This window comes from Acinetobacter sp. ANC_7588, from assembly GCF_056783995.1.
The window spans coordinates 207,141-227,015 of sequence record NZ_JBWYIU010000004.1; the positions used below are offsets into that span (position 1 = coordinate 207,141).

Genomic DNA, 19,875 nt, shown 5'->3' on the forward strand with positions numbered 1-19,875 from the left:
TAAAATGTGTGTATCTGTATCTATAAACCTAGCAAATTTATGATGGTCTTACAGCTAAAAACACACAGGAGGCCATATGAACAACGATAAATTATATTTGATATTACCCTTGGTAACACTTTTGACAGCTTGCCAACCAGAGCATGCAATCGATCAAGTTGCACTTGAGCAAAAATTTATTTGTACATCATTAATTGATGGCTTCTTGAAAGTGACGCACAACAGTCATTATCGTTTTACAAAAAGTATTGAATCTCCAGAGCAGGAGAAAATTTACCTTTACACCGTATCTTCTGATCATGCGGTCAAGCTCAATAGTCCCACACAAAAAAATTTAAATTTTCAATGTGATGATTCCAAAAAACAGACCTACCAAGTTTTTCTATTGGATCAGGCATCTAAGACAAAGCAACCAATTTTGAGTTTTCATTTGCCTCAAGCAGCAGAGTTAAAGCAATTTACAGCTTACACTTTGAAAAATGATTAAATGCCTGATCTAAAGTCATTATTTCAAAATATCTGGTAACGATATCTGCACAGATTGAGATTTTGCTAATTCAGTTTTCATTTTTTGCAACATTTGATAAGGCTGCTGTTGTACAAACATATTGGTCACACTTTGTGGAATTGCACCTTCTGGATCCGCATATCCTGAAGTGCTGACCTTCACCTTATTCGGTCCAATCTGTTCAAAGCTCCAGTCTCCAACATAGTGTTGCAGCCGAATATACTGAGGATTCTTCGATTTTCCCGTTTGCGAAGCTTTATTCTTAATATGAATAATACCTTTTGAATCCTTATACATTTTCCCTTGCACAATCAGATCTCGATCTTTCAAAGGAAATGGAAAATCTAACACCATGTAGAGTTTAAATTCCCCTTGCTTCAAATCTTGAGAAATCACCTGTGCTGAACCGACATTGGGTACCCATGATTTTGCATTTTCCACATCCAAAACTATTGCAACTGCTCTTTCGAGTGAAGCATCCACTACTGTTTCAGCACGATAGGACAACACAGGATGATCAGGATTTTGCATCGTCCACACTTTAATATTGTTTTTGTTAATGGTGAGTCGAGAGGCTTCATTGGCTTGAACTTGGCTTGTCAGGCCAATGGCACTGACAAGCAAGCAGATCATAGAAATTTTCTTCATTTTTATTCTTCATATTTAACATTATTATTTAGATGATCACGCAGTATTTTTAAACTTAAACTTTGATATCGTTGAAGCCTAAAACGTCTTTCATGTCATATTTTTTCGGTGCTTTACCGACAACCCAAGCAGCGGCACGTACTGCACCTGCAGCAAAATTCATGCGGTTCGTGGCTTTATGTGTGATTTCTACACGTTCACCTTCACCAATAAACATTACCGTATGTTCACCCACAATATCGCCACCACGAATGGTTTGGAAACCAATACTTTGACGTTCACGAGGACCAGTATGCCCTTCACGGTGATACACCGCATCTTGCTTCAAATCACGACCTAATGCATCAGCAATCGCCTCACCCATCATTAAAGCAGTACCTGATGGCGCATCAACTTTATGACGATGATGTGCTTCGATCACTTCAATATCGACACTGTCACCAAAGACTTTAGATGCTAATTCTAAAAGTTTAATGGATACATTCACGCCTACGGAGTAGTTTGCTGCGTAGACTACAGGAGCAATCGTTGCACTTTCATCTAAAAATGCTTTTTGCTCATCGTTCATTCCTGTCGTACCGATCACTAATGCAACACCAGCCTCACGGCACAGTTTCAAATGCTGTTCAGTTGCAACTGGTGCAGTAAAGTCAATAAATACATCACAATCATTTAAAACATCTTGGATATCACCCACGACTTTCACACCAAGTGTACCAATACCCGCTAATTCGCCTGCATCCGCGCCAATAAGGCTACTGCCTGGACGCTCTACCGCTGCTGCTAATTGATAACCAGCATCTTGAACTGCTTGAATCAATGTACGACCCATACGGCCACCAGCACCTAAAATTCCAATACGCGGAGCGACAGACATAACCTATTCCTAGTGTTGCTTTAAAATTGTTCTTACTATAACAAAAGTCTATACATACGCTAAGTTTATCGATATAAAAAATTATGCTGTCTTTTAAGCATTTGATTTGAACCTTAATCGAATAATTAGATTAAATTAAGAAAAATATTCGGTTTTTTATATTTATAAATTTTAACTATGATCAATGCCATGAAATTCAACACTTTTATAAGGAAATAATATGGCAGACCAAGCTCGAAAATTATCAACGATCCAAACGATCGAACAGTTACAGTTGGATGCTTCATTAGTTCAAGGTTTAGATCATGCCGAAACTGCGTGGATCATTATCGAAGCTATTCAACAATTGCAGGAATATCATAATCAGTGGCACTGAGATGAAACGGATCAGATGATTTTTCTTATTTAAAAGAAAATCATCTTCTGTGTTATTAAAATATTTACAATTTAAAAATCATATTAGGATTCAAAATTTAAAATTGCTCAAAGCATTGATTGCTCAGCTAAAGCATCGGTTTCTATTTTCATTCCTATTAAAATATGTTCTTATTATCTCGTTATTTTTAATCTAAATTACATTCTATCTTCACAGTTTCTCTGCATTTTTTCAGTACATTAGTGTGAACCCCAATTTATAAGGTCAACGAGGGCGGAATATGAAAAAGATTATGACAGTTTTGACATTATCTTTAAGTGCAATATTTACAGCAAATATTGCCAATGCTGCTCCTTACTCTGATGACTACCAAGATAAAGGTTCACGTGAACGTGGTAAAGGATTTGAGAAACATACTCAATATGATGCTTCATCAGATCAAGAGTTCCAAGATCGTCGTAAAAACAGAGAAGAGCGTGGCGTAAAACGTTTACGTCAACATAAATGGCAAACTGGCTACGTCATGCCTCAACACTATCGTGGCAATAGTTATAAAACCGAATATAAAGATCATAACCTACCAAAACCTGGTAAAAACCAACAATGGTACAAAGTGAATAATGACTTTATTCTGGTGGATTCAAACAGCAATAGTATTTTGAAAATCCAGCAAGATTAATTTTGACGTTTAAATCGACCCGACTTCATGTCGGGTTTTTTGTTGAGTGCAATCCTAATCATTGATCTTCATCACTTCTTCATATATTTCACAAATTGACTATATCTCTCCACGGTTTATCTCAAATCATTTTGTACTTTAGCGATATCGGATAAATAACAAAGTTAGAGGTATCCCACATGAAAAAGTTAGTATCAGTACTTACATTAGCAATGAGTGGTTTATTGGCAACATCTGCGATGGCTGGTCCACATGACGATGGTCGTCACTATTCAAAACCAACTCCACCACCAGCGCATTGGAATAAAGGTCAGCCTGGGAAATATCAACATGACCGCTATGAACAAAATCGTGGCTTCCAAAATGTAAATCCAAGCCGTCAATGGCGAGTAGGTCAACAGTTACCACGTCAATTCAACTCTTCAAAATTTGAGTTAAGTGATCGTCAAGCGAAGAATCTACCTAAAGCGGCGCGTAACCAGCAGTGGTACAAAATTAATGGAGACTATGTCTTAGTGAATGAGCGTACAGATCGCATCGTGCGTATCATCGGATAAGCTTATTCCTAGATCTTCTCAAATTGATCTTCCCTGCACTCAGCCCAAACTCAGTTTGGGCTTTTTTATGTCTTTATTTTAATGCAGGTGTGGAAAATCATTTTTTTGTTTAGAATCTGATGACCACTTCCCGCTTCTATCGGTACATGCATGCAATCGGACTCAATAGATACAACTCAAAATATGACACAGCAATATGTGCATTGGTTCCGAAACTCAGCGCCGTATATCAACGCCCATCGTAATAAAACCTTCGTTTTAATGTTTGGCGGCGAAGCAGTTCAATCACCAAATTTTCAACATATTATTCATGATATTGCCCTTTTACATTCTCTCGGCATTCGACTCATTCTGGTTCATGGAGCACGACCACAAATCAGTGCAAATCTTGCTGAGAAGAATTTAGATAGTCCTTTTCATAATCATCGTAGAGTAACAACACGTGACTCATTAGGTGCGGTCATGTCTGCCGTAGGCTCAATCCGTTTACAAATCGAAGCCTTATTGTCTATGGGACTTGCAAATTCACCCATGTATGGTGCTCGCATTGATGTGGTATCTGGTAATTTTATAACAGCTAAACCTTATGGCATTCGTAACGGTATCGATTTTCAACTTACCGGTGAAGTGCGTTCAGTCGATGCAGATGCGATTCAAAAACATTTGGACAATCACAATATTGTATTGCTTGGCCCCTCAGGTTATTCAACCACTGGTGAAGTTTATAACTTGCTTGCTGAAGAAGTGGCGACCAAAACAGCTATCCAACTCGGTGCCGATAAACTCATTTTTCTCGGTTCCGAACAAGGTTTAATGCAAAGCCCACAGCAGTTGTTGCGCGAAGTGACCCCGCATCAGCTAGATCAACATATTGACGTTGCTTTAGAGCAAAATTATGAATTGGCATTGCATTTACAAAATGCCAAGGAAGCCTCTTTAAATGGCGTTAACCGCGTTCATTTATTGTCTTATGAACATGATGGTGCATTAATCGAAGAATTATTTACTCGTGATGGGCATGGCACGATGATCACCGATGCACATTATGAAGAAGTCCGCACGGCAACGATTCAAGATGTCGGTGGATTAATCAGTTTATTACGCCCATTAGAACAAGAAGGCATTTTGGTATACCGCTCTAGAGAACGCTTGGAAAATGAAATTGATCATTTCGCTGTGATTGAACGTGACGGTATGGTTCTGGCTTGTGCAGCATTATATCCAATACCAACTGAATCAAATGAAATTCGTTCTGCAGAAATAGCCTGTGTGGCAGTACATCCAAGTTACCGCAAATCAAATCGTGGTAGCCAAATCTTGCACTATTTAGAAGAGAAAGCAAAAAAGTCTAATATCCAACAGTTATTTATTCTTACGACACGAACCGCACATTGGTTTTTGGAACAAGGGTTTGTCAAAGCATCGGTGGATGACTTACCACAAGCGCGTCAGGCACTTTATAATTTCCAAAGAAACTCAATTGTTTGTAAAAAGCCACTCTAAAGTGGCTTTTTTATTGCACCCTTATGAACTGCTTTATCTTTCTTTTATATATCGATATTCCTAGGTGAACTATCTTTACAATCATTCGATATATTCATACAAATCATATCCTTATCACAATTTAATATTTTAATATATATTTATATATTTCATAAACTTAGAAACAAAAATATCGTTATTCTTAGATTGAGCCTTTTGCATTTTTTTAGATATTTTTTTCTCTTTTAATTTTATCTTTTTTATTCATTAGGAATTCCTGAATTCTTATTTTTTACGAAATAGAAAATTCATTAACTTAGGCGCGTTACATGACGCATTTATTTTTTTGATTTTTTTTATTTTTAAGTTTTCAGGATTTTCAATATGAGCAGCTTTAACGCTAATCTTTGGAAAAAAACACTCATTTTGTCTTCTGCGTTAACAGGTGCTTTGCTACTCACTGGTTGCGACCCAAAAAAAGAAGATAAAACCCAAGTGTTAAATATCGGTTATCAAAAGTATGGCTTACTGCCCGTGATTAAAGAACGTGGTGAATTAGAAGCCGCTTTGAAGGATCAAAACATTCAAGTGAAATGGGTAGAGTTCCCAGGTGGACCACAACTGTTAGAAGGTTTGAATGTCGGCAGTGTTTCATTTGGTGAAGTCGGTGAAGCACCCCCTATTTTTGCCCAAGCAGCGAATTCAAATTTGGTTTATGTCGCAAATCAACCTGCGACTCCACGCGCTGAAGCGTTGATTGTTCAAAAAAATTCGAACATCAAAGATATTCAACAACTTAAAGGTAAGCGTGTAGCGTTAAACAAAGGTTCTAACGTTCATTATCTTCTCTTGAAGATCTTAGAAAAGAATCATTTGACGCTTGATGATATTGAAGTGGTTTACCTACCACCATCGGATGCTCGCGCAGCATTTGAGCGCGGTGCAGTCGATGCATGGGTAATCTGGGATCCGTTCTTTGCAGCAGCAGAGCATCAAATCGGCGCACGTGTTCTCGCTTCTGGCGAAGGGAATGCCAATAACTACCAGTTCTATATGGCTGATCGTAAGTTCGTTGAACAGAATCCTGAAATTATACAAACCGTTGTTCAAGAACTTAATGAAGCATCAGATTGGATTGCTTCCAATAAAGACGAAGCAGCTCAACTGCTCGTGAAGCCTACAGGCCTAGATTTCAAAATTCTTCAAACCTCAATTGGACGTATGAGCTTCGGCGTTTATCCAATTAGTACTGAAGTTACTCAACATCAGCAAAAAGTTGCCGATGTATTCCATCAACAGAAATTGATTCCAAACAAAATCAATATTCAGGCCGCAATTATTGCGCCTACACCCAAATAACAACATGAAAAGGTGATGAACATGACTCAATATCAATCAGGAAATACAGCACACACTTGGTTTAAAACCTCAAGTCATTCAATGACAACGATGCTATTTGCCTGTGCGATGTTGGGTTGCTCAGCTGCATGGGCTGTTGATCCCTCAGTGAAAGAATTACGCATTGGCTTCCAAAAATCTTCCGTAAATTTGGTGATTGCTCAACAGCAAAAACTGTTTGAGCAAGAATTTCCCAATGCCAAAATTACATGGAATGAGTTCCCTGGTGGTCCTCAAATTTTAGAAGCACTTGCAGTGGGTTCAGTGGATATTGGTGCAACAGGTGATACCCCCCCTGTTTATGCGCAAGCAGGAAACAAACCTTTGCATTACATTGCTTATGAGGCGGCGAAGCCACTTTCTTCAGCAATCTTAGTGCCGCAAAAATCCAAAATTACTCAGCTTAAACACCTCAAAGGCAAGCGTGTCGCAGTACATCGTGGCTCTAGTTCACATTATCTATTGGTCCAAGCCGTCCGAAAAGCAGGTTTGCAATGGAGCGATGTAAAACCAATTTGGTTAAGTCCTGCTGATGCACGCGCAGCATTCCAAAAAGGTGCTGTTGATGCATGGGCCATTTGGGACCCGTATTACGCTGCTGCTGAACTTGAAGATAAAGCAAAAGTTTTGACCACTGGACAAGGACTGAGCCCGAATTACACGTTCTATCTCGCTTCAGGCAAGTTTATCGACAAACATCCTCAAGCGATTTCAGGTGTCATTGAACAGATTAATCTTGCTGATCAATGGGTTCAAAAGAACTTAAAAACTACAGCAACGATTTTTGCCAAAACAACAGGTTTAAAGCCGAATGTGAGCCAAACCTTTGTTCAGCGCCGACCTCGTCCATCTTATGCAGCACCTTTAACCGCGAAAGTCATTGCAGATCAGCAACAACTGGCTGATCGCTTTGCTGAGCTCAAAATCATTCCTAAACCGATACAAATTAACCAAGTCATATGGACTGGTCAGTAACTCATATTAAGGACTTAAGTAATGAAAATTTTCTGGTTTATTCCTACTCATGGTGATAGTCGCTACCTAGGTACAAGCAAAGGCGGACGTGTTGTCGACCATGCCTACATGAAACAAATCGCTGTGGCGGTGGATAATCTAGGTTATGAAGGTGTGCTTATCCCGACTGGTCGTTCTTGTGAAGATCCATGGTTGACTGCCGCAAGTTTAATTGATGCCACCAAAAATCTTAAATTTCTCGTTGCTTTGCGTCCAGGGGTAACCACTCCTGCACTGGCTGCACGTATGGCAGCAACCTTTGACCGTCTTTCAAATGGCCGTGTTCTATTGAACTTGGTCACTGGTGGTGATGAGCAAGAGTTAAAAGGTGACGGCGTCTATGAAGATCATAAAACGCGTTATAAAACTGCGACTGAATATACTACGATTTGGCGCGAAATTTTAAAACGCTCTCATACGGGTGAAAGCTTCACGTTCCATGGTGAACGTCTAAGCGTGGATGATGCAAAATTATTATATCCACCCGTGCAAAAACCTTATCCACCATTGTGGTTTGGTGGTTCTTCTGATGATGCTGTTGAACTGGCAACTGATCAAGTAGATACCTATTTAACTTGGGGAGAGCCTCCAGCAGCGGTTAAAGAAAAAATCGAAAATGTCCGCGCTAAGGCGGCAGCTAAAGGTCGCACCCTAGATTACGGTATTCGTTTACATGTCATCGTCCGCGAAACCAACCAGGAAGCATGGAGAGCTGCTGAAGAATTAATTCAGTATGTTGATGATGAAACAATCGCTGCGGCACAGAAAAAATTTAAACAAATGGACTCTGTTGGTCAACGTCGTATGGCTGAACTTCATAATGGAGATCGCTCGAAACTTGAAGTTTCACCAAACTTATGGGCTGGCGTAGGTCTCGTCCGTGGGGGGGCAGGCACGGCATTAGTAGGTGACCCTGAAACTGTGGCGGCACGTATCCAAGAATATGCAGATTTAGGCATTAATACCTTTATTTTCTCAGGTTATCCGCACCTTGAAGAATCAATTCGTTTTGCTGAATTGGTATTCCCTCTTCTGCCATTAGAAACACGCCAAAAACTGACTCAACCTAATCTTACTGGTCCTTTTGGTGAGATTGTCGCGAATAACTATACTCCTGAAGAAAATAAAAAAGGAGATCAGGTTCAGGAGCCGGCATGACAACAGCGGTAGATAAAACTCAAAAACATTCTATCTTGTTGAGTAAAACCAAGGTGGTTAAAGCTGAAGGTTTTCTCTCTCGAGGAATCAAACAACTGGGGCAACGTTTGTTGCCTTGGTTAGTACCCATTTTTCTTGTTGTGATTTGGCAACTGGCATCAGTCACTGGCATTTTAGAAAGCCGCGTCTTGCCTGCTCCAACCGCAGTGGTTTTGGCTTTTTGGCATCTATTGCTCAGTGGTGAACTGTGGACACATGTCCAAGTCAGTGCGGGACGTGCACTGATTGGCTTGCTGATTGGTGGTGGCTTAGGATTATTTTTAGGGTTGTTAAATGGCTCATCTAAAGTCGCCTCTACGTTACTCGACACGACCCTACAAATGATCCGTAATATTCCAGCTTTAGCTTTAATTCCATTGGTGATTCTATGGTTTGGAATTGACGAATCTGCCAAATTATTTTTGGTCGCGATTGGCGTGTTTTTCCCAATTTATATCAATACGTATCACGGTATCCGATCTGTAGATCCTCAGCTGATCGAGATGGGCAAGAGTTATGGTTTAACACGCTGGCAGTTATACAAAGAAATTATTTTACCAGGTGCTCTTCCTTCCATTTTAGTTGGTTTGCGCTTCGCACTAGGTTTAGTTTGGGTTCTTTTAATTGTAGCTGAAACCATCTCGGCACAAGCTGGAATTGGCTACATGACCATGAATGCGCGTGAATTTTTACAAACAGATGTCGTTTTAGTAGGGATTCTACTGTATGCCCTACTTGGTAAATTAGCGGATGTACTCGCGGTTGCCTTAGAAAAATATTTATTACGCTGGCATCCAGGCTATCAAAAATAGGAATGCGTATGACTGATTTAAGTATTTCAAATCTCGCTGATGAACATGTCATTCCAGATCATGCCAGATCAGCTCCACAAAAGATCGGTGCAGAAATCAATATTGAACAACTGCACAAGTTCTATGGCAAAGTTAAAGTATTAGAGGATTTAGACCTACATATAGAACCTGGTGAATTTGTTGCCATTGTGGGTCGAAGTGGCTGTGGTAAGAGTACGTTGTTACGGTTAATCGCGGATTTAGAACAACCGAGTTATGGTGAGATTAAATTTAAATCTGCACTGAACTTTCGTGAAGGTATTACCGCAGATGATATCCGCGTCATGTTCCAAGATCCTCGCCTATTACCATGGAAAAGCATTTTAAAAAATGTGCAATTGGGCTTAGATAAATCCCAGCATGATAAGGCTGAAGCATTATTGGAAAAAGTTGGCTTAAATGAAAAAGCTGAACTTTGGCCTGCACAACTTTCAGGTGGACAACGTCAACGAGCAGCGCTAGCACGTGCCTTGTCTCATACCCCTCGAATACTATTACTTGATGAACCTTTGGGGGCTTTAGATGCGCTTACGCGTTTAGACATGCAAAATTTAATCGAGAAACTATGGCTAGAACAAGGCTTCACCACCATCTTAGTGACACATGATGTCAGTGAAGCTGTTCAGTTAGCAGATCGTATTATTTTGCTCGATAAAGGTCATATCGCACATCAGTTCAAAGTAGATTTACCACGACCGCGACAAAAAAATGTCAAATTTGCAGAGCTTGAACAACAAGTTTTAGAAGCCGTACTTTCAACTTAAGCGATACAAAATATGACATTCTGAATTGTTGAATAAGGTAAATGGAAGTGTCTAATTTTCGTCGGAAAATTAGACACTTTTCGTACTGATAAATGGCTTTTTTTAATTAAATTAAAAGATATTCTCGATCAGCATTTCCCACATGAGTAATATGTATTTGTTTATCAAATAAATTGTACATGTGTCTTATTATTAGTTTTATCACTTAACTACACAATTATTCTTCATATTCTTTTGCAAATGCCCTAATCCTTGTGCACAAATCGCACGTTTTACCGTACAATTTGAGGTTCCTTTTTATAATTTACTGACGAGATGGAACAAAAGAAGAGTACGCAAAAACGTCAACAGCTTTTAGCTGCTGCATTAGATGTGTTTTCTGTGTATGGTTTTAGTGGTGCAAGCTTAGATGAAATTGCACAACTCGCGGAAATGCACAAATCGAATATTTTCTATTACTATGAAAATAAAGAAGCGCTCTATGTCGAAGTGCTGACTACTGTCATGCAAAAATGGTTAGCTCCACTGCAAATGTTGGAAGCTGATTTAGAGCCTGCTGAAGCGATCACGCAATATCTCATGCAAAAGATTGAGGTTTCCCGTACTCAACATAAGGCATCAAAATTATTTGCTTTAGAAATTATCCAAGGCGCACCACATATCCTGCCAATTTTGAAAGGCCCATTAAAAAAACTCTTCAAACGCAAATCTAAAGTCATTTCCACGTGGCAAGAGCAAGGCAAAATATCAGACAAGATCGATGCTGAGGTTTTAATTATTAACCTTTGGGGTATCACACAAAACTATGCTGATTTTAGCACCCAAACTGAAATGGTAACGGGAAAAACCTTGCGCAATCGCACCATGTATCAACGTACCATTGAGCATACAGTCCATATGATGCTATACGGTATTTTACCTCGACCATAATTGGTTTCTCTAAATCTCTTCGAGATTGATCTCTGGCATACGACCATAGTTTCTATGGTCGCCAAAATCTTCAAAATCTAGTGTTCCATACTCTGATATAAAGCCAATAATTTTTGAGCGCCCAACAACAAGTTCTCCTCCCAATCTAAATGTGCGGTGTCATTTGCCCCATCTGTAATGTATTTCACGGAAATCAAACGAACGCCAAGTTTCTTACATACTTTGGCGAGCGCATATCCTTCCATATCAACCAACTGACATGGCACCTTAGGTGCACCAGTTTCAAAGCTATCGCCAGTCCCACAAATGCCCTTGGGAAGATGTTGAAAATACGGCTCTAGGTTAATCGCTGCGGGAAATTCCTGATCCATCGGTGTAACACCAAATTCAAAGCCAAGCGGTGAAACATCCATATCTCGCTGTACAAATGTCGTTACTTCAACCAAGGAATGTGCATCAAAATGCGAACTTCCTGCTGTTCCTAAATTCAGCAAAGTTGTGCATCCCGTTTTTTGAATCACTTCAAATGCTTTAAATGCTGCATTCACCTTACCAATACCACTGTAATGTACTGCAATATTTTCAGCTTCGAATAATCCTTTAGATTCACTTGCTAGGGCCATAATTAGGGCTAGATCAGACATTACTTACTCATTAAATTTCGAATGGAATACATTAGACAAAAATATATCCCGAAATAAAAGTTTCTTTGATCTAATGACTCAAGCGTCTTGATCTAGAACAAGAAAAGTATTGAATAAAAACACAACAACAAGACGAAACTGTGAGAATATGGCAATATATAGCCCAAATTAATTTTAGTCACCATTTCGCCCATGAAGCTACTCCGTCTGAATGCTTTAGCGCCCAACTTTCAATTGCCCAAAACTGCCGTCACCATTGGCAATTTTGATGGTGTTCATTTGGGTCATCAGGCGATGGTTCAGCAATTAAAAGACATTGCACAACAACAAGATTTAAAAACTGTGGTGATGATTTTTGAGCCACAGCCTTTAGAATATTTTAAAAGTTACGATGCACCACCACGAATTAGTTCATTACGTGAAAAAGTGGAACATTTGGCTGCACTTGGTATCGACTATATTGTTGTTGCCAAATTTGATGACACTTTCCGTAATTTAAGTGCGGAAGAGTTTGCTGATATTCTAAAATACAAGCTGAATACCCAAAGCCTAGTACTCGGTGAAGATCATCATTTTGGTAAAAACCGACAAGGTAATAGCCAATTCTTGCGCGATTATGGTTTTCAAGTCACCGATTTAAATAACGTTGAACTGAATGGCGAGCGTATTAGCTCTACCTTAATACGCCAAACTTTGGCTACAGGGAACCTTAAAAAAGCTGCGGAGCTACTTGGTCGGCCGTATAGCATTACGGGTCGTGTTCAATATGGTGATCAAATCGGTCGCACCATTAACTTTCCAACTATCAATGTTCGTCTAAACCGCCATAAGCCCTGTTTACATGGTATCTATGGTGTTGAAGTGATTTGTGAAACAGAATCGTTAAAAGACAAAGTTCGCAATGAAAATGCCGAATATCCAGGTATCGCTGGTTATGAGGCTACAGCCCTTTTCGGTGCAGGACATGTCGGCACCCGACCAGCCATCCAACAGGAACATCCAGAATGGCGATTAGAAGTACATTTCCCTGATGTTTCTGCTAATCTGTATGGCCTGTTAATGCGGGTAACATTTTTGAACTTTGTTCACGGCGAAAAGAATTATCCTTCGCTAGAAGCACTCAAAGCTGGGATCGATGATGATGTTGAGCAACTGCTTGAGTTTCGCCGAAATAACCCCAACTTTCCTTATTAATACTCCTTAATTTTTGTAAAACGCGTCAGCTTTAGACTGATTAAATTGGAAGACAACTTGCATGAGCGATAAGCAAACTCCTGAAAATGCAGTGGACTATAAAGCCACGCTAAACCTCCCAGGTACTGACTTTGCGATGAAAGCAAATCTCGCAGTACGTGAAGCGAAATGGTTAGAAGAGTGGTATGCCGACAACATTTATCAGCAGATTCGTGCGTCGCGTATTGGCAAGAAAAAATATGTGCTTCATGACGGCCCTCCATATGCGAATGGTCAAATTCACTTAGGTCATGCGGTTAACAAAGTCTTAAAAGACATCATCATTAAAAGCCGAGTAATGGATGGTTTTGATGCACCATACGTACCGGGTTGGGACTGTCATGGTCTTCCAATTGAACTTAAAGTTGAAGAAAAAGTCGGTAAAGTCGGCGTAAAAGTAAATGCTTCTACATTCCGTAAAGCCTGCCGTGAATATGCTTACACACAAGTTGAACTGCAAAAGAAAGACTTCGTGCGTATGGGCGTGTTTGGTGATTGGGACAATCCGTACTTAACGATGAACTTCAAACAAGAAGCCGACATCGTGCGTTCATTGGGTGCTATTGCCAAAGCAGGTCATATCGAACCAGGTCTTAAACCCGTCAACTGGTGTTTAGACTGTGGTTCATCATTGGCTGAAGCTGAAGTTGAATACGAAGATAAAAAATCAGACGCAATTGATGTGGGTTTCAGCGTTGTTGATTTAGCTGACCTTTCTGCACGTTTGGGTGTAGACATTGCTGAACGTACCGACATCGTGATTTGGACCACAACACCTTGGACTATGCCTGCCAACCAAGCGGTTGCGCTTCATGCTGATCTCGAATATCAACTTGTGAAAGCGACTGGCGAAGACAAAGCACCTCAAAACTTCATTCTTGCGAAATCATTGGTTGAATCAGCTATTCAGCGTTATGGTTTTACTGCATTTGAAGTCATTGCAGAATTCACTGGTGCAAAACTTGAAAACCTTGTTCTGCAACACCCACTGATCGCTGAACGCCAAGTGCCAGTGATCTTGGGTGAGCACGTCACCGATGGTAGCGGTACAGGTGCTGTACATACGGCTCCGGGTCACGGTGTGGACGACTATAAAGTTGGCTTACAGTACAACTTAAAAGTTGAAAACCCAGTCGGTGGTAATGGGGTGTATTTACCAACATCGCCAATCTTCCCGGGCGAACACATCTACAAAGCTAATCCAAAAATTATTGAAGCATTGACTGAAGCAACCAAGCTTTGGGCACATGTCGTAATCAAGCATAGCTACCCGCATTGCTGGCGTCATAAAACTCCAATTATCTTCCGTGCGACACCACAATGGTTCATCAGCATGGATGCGAAAGGTCTACGTAACAATGCCCTAAATGCCATTGAAAACGAGATCAGCTTCGTACCAGATTGGGGTAAAAACCGTATTCAAGCGATGATCGAAGGTCGTCCTGACTGGTGTATCTCACGTCAACGTACTTGGGGCGTGCCAATTCCATTCTTCGTACATAAAGACACCAACGAATTGCACCCACGTACCCCAGAATTGATCGAAGAAGTTGCAAAACTGATTGAACAAGAAGGTATTGATGGTTGGTACAACCGTGATGCACGTGAGTTCATTGGTGATGATGCTGAACAATACAATGCTGTGCGTGACACGCTAGACGTTTGGTTCGACTCAGGTACAACACATTATGCTGTGCTTCGCGAGCGTGAAGAACTACAAGACCCTGCTGATTTGTACCTTGAAGGTTCAGACCAACACCGTGGTTGGTTCCAATCTTCATTATTGACTTCAATTGCGATCAATGAACGTGCGCCATACAAAGGCTTGTTGACGCATGGCTTCGTAGTGGATGAGAAAGGCCGTAAGATGTCGAAATCGTTGGGTAACATCATTACCCCACAAGACATCATTAAAGATATGGGTGCAGACGGCTTACGCTTCTGGATCGCATCTGCGGATTACCGTTATGAAATGACCGCAGGTAAAGAAATCTTTAGCCGTGCCTCTGACGGTTACCGTCGTATTCGTAACACGCTTCGTTTCTTACTTGCGAACTTGAATGGCTTCAAACCATCAACAGATGCGCTTCCTGTCGATCAACTGATTGCGCTTGATCAATACATCTTACAACGTGCCTCTGAGGTTCAAGAAACCGTTAAGAAAGCGTATGAAGAAATGAACTTCCATATCGTGACAAGTGCGTTAACTAACTTCTGTATTAATGACTTGGGTGGTTTCTACTTAGACATCATCAAAGACCGTCAGTACACTACGAAAGCGGACTCACAAGCACGTCATTCTGCACAAACTGCGCTGTATCACTTGGTACAAGCATTCGTACGTTGGATGGCACCAATCTTGAGCTTTACTGCACAAGAAGCTTGGCCACTCATCCCTGAGCAATCAGAGAAATATGTGTTTACAGCTGAATGGTATGACATTCCTGTGGCATCTACAGTAAACCTTGTGTCTGAAGCTGAATGGCAAACGCTAATTAACGTGAAATCTGCGGTGAATAAGTTCATTGAAGCGGCACGTGGTGCGAAAACTGTGGGTTCAAACTTGTCTGCTAAGGTTGAGCTTTGGGCGAATGATGAACTTAAAGCCGTTCTAGACAAATTAGGCGATGAACTTCGTTTCGTTCTCATTACTTCACAAGTGATAGTCAATAGTTTCGATGCAGCACAAGGTGAAGTATCTGACTTAGAAGGCTTGAATGTGAAAGTTTCTGCTGCTGACGGCGAAAAATGCGTTCGTTGCTGGCATGTTCTGCCTGATGTGAATACACATCCATCACATCCAGGACTATGTGGTCGTTGTATTATTAACCTCCCTACAGGTCAAGGCGAAGAGAGAAAATATGCCTAATCCACAAAATAATAAAAAAGGTTTATTCCAATTCTATCCCCACAATTTGTGGTGGATAGGATTGTCTATTGTTGCCATTATTTTGGATCAATGGACTAAATGGATAGCAAGTACACATCTGACTTATGCAGACCCTGTACCTGTTTTACCTTTTTTAAATTGGACATTACTACATAACTACGGCGCTGCCTTTAGTTTCTTGTCCGATGCCGGTGGATGGCAACGTTATTTCTTTACATCACTTGCAGGAATTGTCTCGGTTATTTTTGTGTTTTGGATTATGCGTATGCCAAAAAACATGAAAGTATTGCCTTTAGCCATCGCACTCATCTTAGGTGGGGCGATTGGTAATCTTATTGATCGAGTAAGTTTAGGCTATGTTGTAGATTTTATTCATGTCTACTATAACAATAGCCACTTCCCTGCTTTTAACCTTGCAGATAGTGCCATTACTTTAGGTACCATCTTAATGCTGATCGATACTTTTTTCTTAGAGAAACATCGTATTCAACGTGCGGAAGCGCAAAATGACTGATTTTATTAATCCAAATGAAGATACTCGCATTGAAGCGGGTTCAAAAGTACATTTACACTTTTCAGTAGCCATTGAAAATGGTGTTGAAATTGATAATACCCGTAGTCGCGAAGAACCTGTAAGCCTCGTGATAGGTGATGGCAGCTTATTGCCTGGTTTTGAAAAAGCTTTATTTGGCTTACGCGCGGGTGACCGTCGTACAGTAAGTTTACCTGCTGAAGATGCTTTTGGCCCTTGGAACCAAGAGAACGTGCAAAAATTTGATACTGTTAAATTTGAGCAACGTCCTGCTGAAGGTCAAATGATTGAGTTTGAAGATAAAGCAAAGCAGTCATTATATGGTGTGGTTAAATCGGTTGGTGATGATATCACTGAGGTCGACTTTAACCATCCGCTTGCTGGTAAGGACATTACTTTTGAAGTTGAAATTTTCAAAGTAACACCAGCAGGTCAGCAAGGCATCAAAATTATGTAATGCCTGATTCGTACATAAAAAAGCGCCTTATGGCGTTTTTTTTTAGATACATTTTCGATCTACCTTTTTTAAAAAAAACATTTTAAAGTCAGTGTGATAACAGTTAGAAGGATTAATTTGGTGAATATTCAAATTATTGTGGGAAGCGTTCGAGAAGGCCGCACAGCCATTAAAGTTGCAAATTGGGTTCAAAACACGATTTCATCATATAACTACAGCACGATTCAGACAGAAATTGTGGACTTAAAAGAATGGGATTTACCGTTTTTCGCTGGAGCAAATCCACCACTAACGGGTATATATGATCAACCTAAGCAACAAGAATGGGCTGCTCAAATCGCGAAAGGTGATGCATTTATATTTATTAGTCCTGAGTATAATCATGGTTACAGCCCTGCACTTAAAAATGCACTCGACTATTTAGGTAAAGAGTGGAATGGAAAACCTGCTGCTTATGTCAGTTATGGCGGTAGTAATGGCTCTCGCTCTATCGATCAAATCCGTCAAGTTGCTACGCAATTAGGTTTAGTCGACTCAAATGCCGTGGTTGAGATTCGCGATATTTTTGCACGCAATCGCAATGAAACATTCGAAGGCAATGAATTCGATGACAAAGCGCTTAAATCTGCGTTTGATAAAATTGTGCAATATGTAAGTGCGTAAAAATCATCTTCTGATCATCAATAGGTGCGCGATTATAAATACCGAAGACACTTTGATCGAGATAAAATTATAGTTGAAAAAGTGTACCCTCTAAAATTAGAGGGTTCTTTTTAGATACAGATCGCAATGAATTAACTAATTTTGTCCAACCGTTAAACTTTGATTCCCTATACATTTGCATCCACATGCCAAAGGTGAATTATGCTGTGCGGCGGGTTTTCCCATAATAACCATTTTGCTGTCACCCGCAACAATTGTCGTCACCGTTTTATGTTTAGGACAGGTGGCCTTATCCCCTACACAAGCAACTGGCTTACCTTCGATTAAGAAAGAACTATTTGCTGAAATAACCTGCCCACCACCAGTGGTTGGAGAGCCAATCGTAATATAAGGGAAAGCCATACACTTGTTCCTTTTATAATATTTTATTGAACTTCAAACTCGATTCTTCGATTTTTCTTACGACCCTCTTCCGTTGCATTGTCTGCAACAGGTTCATCAGCACCCATACCCGCTGTACTTAATCGTGAAGGTGAAATATTCTTGGCAATCAAATATTGTTTTACTGCATCCGCACGTTGCAAGCTCAATTCTTTGTTTTTCTGTGGATTACCTTGACTGTCAGTATGTCCGATGATTTTGACATTTTTGCCTTGAACTTTGTTTAGCGCAACCACCATTTCGTCTAAAATTTGTGTGCCTGCTGGTAAAAGTGTGGCACTTCCAGAAGCAAATTCAATAATTCGATTTTTTAAAGCATTATCAATGATGGCTTGTTCTGCATGATTCACAGATAACTGTGCATTAAAGCGATAAGGTGCCACAACTAAATTTTGAAATGTATTTTGAGTCGGTACGATATCATTTTGATTGAGGACTTTACCTGTGAGCTCAACTTGTGTTCCTCTTACACTCAATTTTCCTTGAGAAACTTTTTTAAGATCAGGTGTAATGACTTGTGTCACGGAATCACTCCATCCATTGGGTGCAGTGACAGGACGAACCTGAATTTTATCGATAATTTGGTCTTGGCTATAGACCACTTTCATTTTATTCAATATGGCCTGTTTGCTCATCTCGTTAGGAACAACTCCCTCAACGATAATTTCTTTCGCAAACGATATAACACTTATACTCAATATCGAACTAAGCAATGAAATCTTTAATAAGGTTTTCTTCATCATTATTCTTCTATAAAAGTCTGTCGGAATAATTTCATTCCTTGATTTAAACTCAACTGTCGTTCGCACAAAGATTGCTCGAGTGCAGCAAGACCTGCATTTTGTTCCAAATAGCGATCAATCCACTGTGCTTGTACCAATGAAACCCAATGTTCAGAGCTTAAGTTCTGATTGAAAATATCACTTAATGCTTCAATATCTGCGCCCTGAAAGCCAAATAATAAAACTGGACGTTCTGAATGAAGAATACCAATTAACACTTCGGTATTATGTTTTGGCAAAAATCTTGCGATTAAACTAACCCAGAATGCTGCGATTTCATAACAAAAACTAGGGTTGTGAATTGGTAAAATTAACACCTTATTCAGTTTACTCGTTCCATTTTTTAATACAGGTTGGAGTAAAAGACCTAGTCCAATCATGCTTTGTGCAAGCTCATAGACCGATATTTTCATCATTTGTGCAAATGAATGCATGGTGTGATTTTCAAAAAAAGCGGTTGATTCAGTTACATCAAGAACTTGAATTTCTTTTTTGAGCTGAGCCAGTTTTTCGATTAAATCATCAGCATCTCGAATTTGACGAATCACACGGTTTCTTTGAAATAAGTCAATCAAAACTGGCTTATAGCTATAAGGTGCATAGAGCAAATTTTGGTAGGGTGCATCCACTTCCAATAAGTGACTCAACACCATAGGAAACTGACGACCTGAGCTGTCTTGGCTGGTCACTAAGTTTGCAACCAAGAACATATTTTCACGCGGATTGGCAATAAAGAAATCTAATGATGCCAAACTTTGATAATTTTGATCGAAATTTGGATTTCTCATTGCCATTTCAAGCGCTTCAGTAATCCACTGATCAATCACTTGAATCAAAGAATACTGTCCTTTGGTTTTCAGAAAATCGCCACGAGCAGGACTCTTACCATAGTACAAAGGCATTGTTTTCACACTGTACATATCGCCTCCTACTGATGATCCATCTTAAGTTG

22 protein-coding genes are annotated in these 19,875 nt (G+C 40.0%); 16 read left to right on the forward strand and 6 right to left on the reverse strand.

Annotation, left to right across the window (positions count from 1 at the left end; all coding sequences use genetic code 11):
• The first annotated feature begins 76 nt into the window (after positions 1 to 76).
• Positions 77 to 487: a hypothetical protein gene (locus AC1M9J_RS06045; RefSeq protein ID WP_481594536.1), complete on the forward strand. Its 411-nt coding sequence runs from the start codon at positions 77 to 79 to the stop codon at positions 485 to 487.
• 18 nt (positions 488 to 505) lie between these two features.
• Here AC1M9J_RS06045 and AC1M9J_RS06050 read toward each other — a convergent pair whose 3' ends face one another.
• Positions 506 to 1,156 (reverse strand): START domain-containing protein, encoded by a 651-nt coding sequence (locus tag AC1M9J_RS06050; RefSeq protein WP_481595686.1) that lies wholly within the window; start codon positions 1,154 to 1,156, stop codon positions 506 to 508.
• A gap of 55 nt (positions 1,157 to 1,211) precedes the next feature.
• Positions 1,212 to 2,033, reverse strand: coding sequence for a 4-hydroxy-tetrahydrodipicolinate reductase (gene dapB, locus AC1M9J_RS06055; RefSeq protein WP_035264896.1), 822 nt, complete (start codon positions 2,031 to 2,033; stop codon positions 1,212 to 1,214).
• A gap of 220 nt (positions 2,034 to 2,253) precedes the next feature.
• Here dapB and AC1M9J_RS06060 point away from each other — a divergent pair, with 220 nt between their 5' ends.
• From AC1M9J_RS06060 to AC1M9J_RS06105, 10 genes are all read left to right on the forward strand, one after another.
• Positions 2,254 to 2,409, forward strand: a complete 156-nt coding sequence (locus AC1M9J_RS06060; RefSeq protein ID WP_171076739.1) for a hypothetical protein — start codon at positions 2,254 to 2,256, stop codon at positions 2,407 to 2,409.
• 280 nt (positions 2,410 to 2,689) lie between these two features.
• Positions 2,690 to 3,088, forward strand: a complete 399-nt coding sequence (locus tag AC1M9J_RS06065) for an RcnB family protein (protein WP_481595685.1) — start codon at positions 2,690 to 2,692, stop codon at positions 3,086 to 3,088.
• 179 nt (positions 3,089 to 3,267) lie between these two features.
• Positions 3,268 to 3,645 (forward strand): RcnB family protein, encoded by a 378-nt coding sequence (locus AC1M9J_RS06070; RefSeq protein ID WP_035264902.1) that lies wholly within the window; start codon positions 3,268 to 3,270, stop codon positions 3,643 to 3,645.
• A 150-nt stretch (positions 3,646 to 3,795) separates the two neighbouring features.
• Entirely contained in the window at positions 3,796 to 5,148 is a 1,353-nt protein-coding gene (argA, locus tag AC1M9J_RS06075; RefSeq protein WP_035264904.1) for an amino-acid N-acetyltransferase, read from the forward strand.
• 363 nt (positions 5,149 to 5,511) lie between these two features.
• Complete coding sequence (locus AC1M9J_RS06080) at positions 5,512 to 6,486, forward strand: sulfonate ABC transporter substrate-binding protein (protein WP_481952030.1); 975 nt, start codon at positions 5,512 to 5,514, stop codon at positions 6,484 to 6,486.
• Positions 6,487 to 6,567: 81 nt separating this feature from the next.
• On the forward strand, positions 6,568 to 7,500 hold the full coding sequence (locus AC1M9J_RS06085; protein ID WP_481595786.1) for a sulfonate ABC transporter substrate-binding protein: 933 nt from the start codon (positions 6,568 to 6,570) through the stop codon (positions 7,498 to 7,500).
• A gap of 21 nt (positions 7,501 to 7,521) precedes the next feature.
• Positions 7,522 to 8,697 carry an FMNH2-dependent alkanesulfonate monooxygenase gene (ssuD, locus tag AC1M9J_RS06090; RefSeq protein ID WP_481595683.1) on the forward strand — a complete coding sequence of 392 codons (1,176 nt, stop codon included), beginning with the start codon at positions 7,522 to 7,524 and terminating at the stop codon, positions 8,695 to 8,697.
• A gap of 53 nt (positions 8,698 to 8,750) precedes the next feature.
• Positions 8,751 to 9,548 (forward strand): aliphatic sulfonate ABC transporter permease SsuC, encoded by a 798-nt coding sequence (gene ssuC, locus AC1M9J_RS06095; protein WP_481595785.1) that lies wholly within the window; start codon positions 8,751 to 8,753, stop codon positions 9,546 to 9,548.
• Positions 9,549 to 9,556: 8 nt separating this feature from the next.
• Positions 9,557 to 10,351: an ABC transporter ATP-binding protein gene (locus tag AC1M9J_RS06100; RefSeq protein ID WP_481592770.1), complete on the forward strand. Its 795-nt coding sequence runs from the start codon at positions 9,557 to 9,559 to the stop codon at positions 10,349 to 10,351.
• A gap of 315 nt (positions 10,352 to 10,666) precedes the next feature.
• A complete protein-coding gene (locus AC1M9J_RS06105) occupies positions 10,667 to 11,281 on the forward strand; it encodes a TetR/AcrR family transcriptional regulator (protein ID WP_035264923.1) in 615 nt (204 codons plus the stop codon).
• 77 nt (positions 11,282 to 11,358) lie between these two features.
• Here the strand turns inward: AC1M9J_RS06105 and AC1M9J_RS06110 are convergent, their stop codons facing one another.
• Positions 11,359 to 11,925 carry a 5'-methylthioadenosine/S-adenosylhomocysteine nucleosidase family protein gene (locus AC1M9J_RS06110; protein WP_481952031.1) on the reverse strand — a complete coding sequence of 189 codons (567 nt, stop codon included), beginning with the start codon at positions 11,923 to 11,925 and terminating at the stop codon, positions 11,359 to 11,361.
• A gap of 192 nt (positions 11,926 to 12,117) precedes the next feature.
• On the opposite strand from AC1M9J_RS06110, the gene ribF reads away from it, so the two are divergent.
• The 5 genes from ribF (at position 12,118) to AC1M9J_RS06135 (ending at position 17,700) form a co-directional block, all read left to right on the forward strand.
• Entirely contained in the window at positions 12,118 to 13,119 is a 1,002-nt protein-coding gene (gene ribF / locus AC1M9J_RS06115; protein ID WP_481952032.1) for a riboflavin biosynthesis protein RibF, read from the forward strand.
• 61 nt (positions 13,120 to 13,180) lie between these two features.
• Positions 13,181 to 16,027: an isoleucine--tRNA ligase gene (gene ileS, locus AC1M9J_RS06120; protein WP_481952033.1), complete on the forward strand. Its 2,847-nt coding sequence runs from the start codon at positions 13,181 to 13,183 to the stop codon at positions 16,025 to 16,027.
• The gene (gene lspA / locus AC1M9J_RS06125) at positions 16,020 to 16,562 is read left to right on the forward strand and encodes a signal peptidase II (RefSeq protein ID WP_035270556.1); all 543 of its coding nucleotides are present in this window, start codon (positions 16,020 to 16,022) and stop codon (positions 16,560 to 16,562) included. Before ileS ends, lspA begins: the two co-directional genes overlap by 8 nt.
• The gene (locus AC1M9J_RS06130; RefSeq protein ID WP_035270560.1) at positions 16,555 to 17,037 is read left to right on the forward strand and encodes an FKBP-type peptidyl-prolyl cis-trans isomerase; all 483 of its coding nucleotides are present in this window, start codon (positions 16,555 to 16,557) and stop codon (positions 17,035 to 17,037) included. The genes lspA and AC1M9J_RS06130 overlap by 8 nt, the downstream gene beginning before the upstream one ends.
• A gap of 120 nt (positions 17,038 to 17,157) precedes the next feature.
• A complete protein-coding gene (locus AC1M9J_RS06135) occupies positions 17,158 to 17,700 on the forward strand; it encodes an NADPH-dependent FMN reductase (protein ID WP_180029095.1) in 543 nt (180 codons plus the stop codon).
• Between the two features lie 135 nt (positions 17,701 to 17,835).
• On the opposite strand, the gene AC1M9J_RS06140 is transcribed toward AC1M9J_RS06135, so the two are convergent.
• The 3 genes from AC1M9J_RS06140 to tagF are packed head-to-tail and all read right to left on the reverse strand — an operon-like array spanning position 17,836 to position 19,843.
• Entirely contained in the window at positions 17,836 to 18,102 is a 267-nt protein-coding gene (locus AC1M9J_RS06140; protein ID WP_092766603.1) for a PAAR domain-containing protein, read from the reverse strand.
• Between the two features lie 23 nt (positions 18,103 to 18,125).
• Complete coding sequence (locus AC1M9J_RS06145) at positions 18,126 to 18,884, reverse strand: OmpA family protein (protein WP_092766604.1); 759 nt, start codon at positions 18,882 to 18,884, stop codon at positions 18,126 to 18,128.
• Positions 18,884 to 19,843: a type VI secretion system-associated protein TagF gene (tagF, locus tag AC1M9J_RS06150; RefSeq protein WP_481588748.1), complete on the reverse strand. Its 960-nt coding sequence runs from the start codon at positions 19,841 to 19,843 to the stop codon at positions 18,884 to 18,886. Before tagF ends, AC1M9J_RS06145 begins: the two co-directional genes overlap by 1 nt.
• Between the last annotated feature and the right edge of the window lie 32 nt (positions 19,844 to 19,875).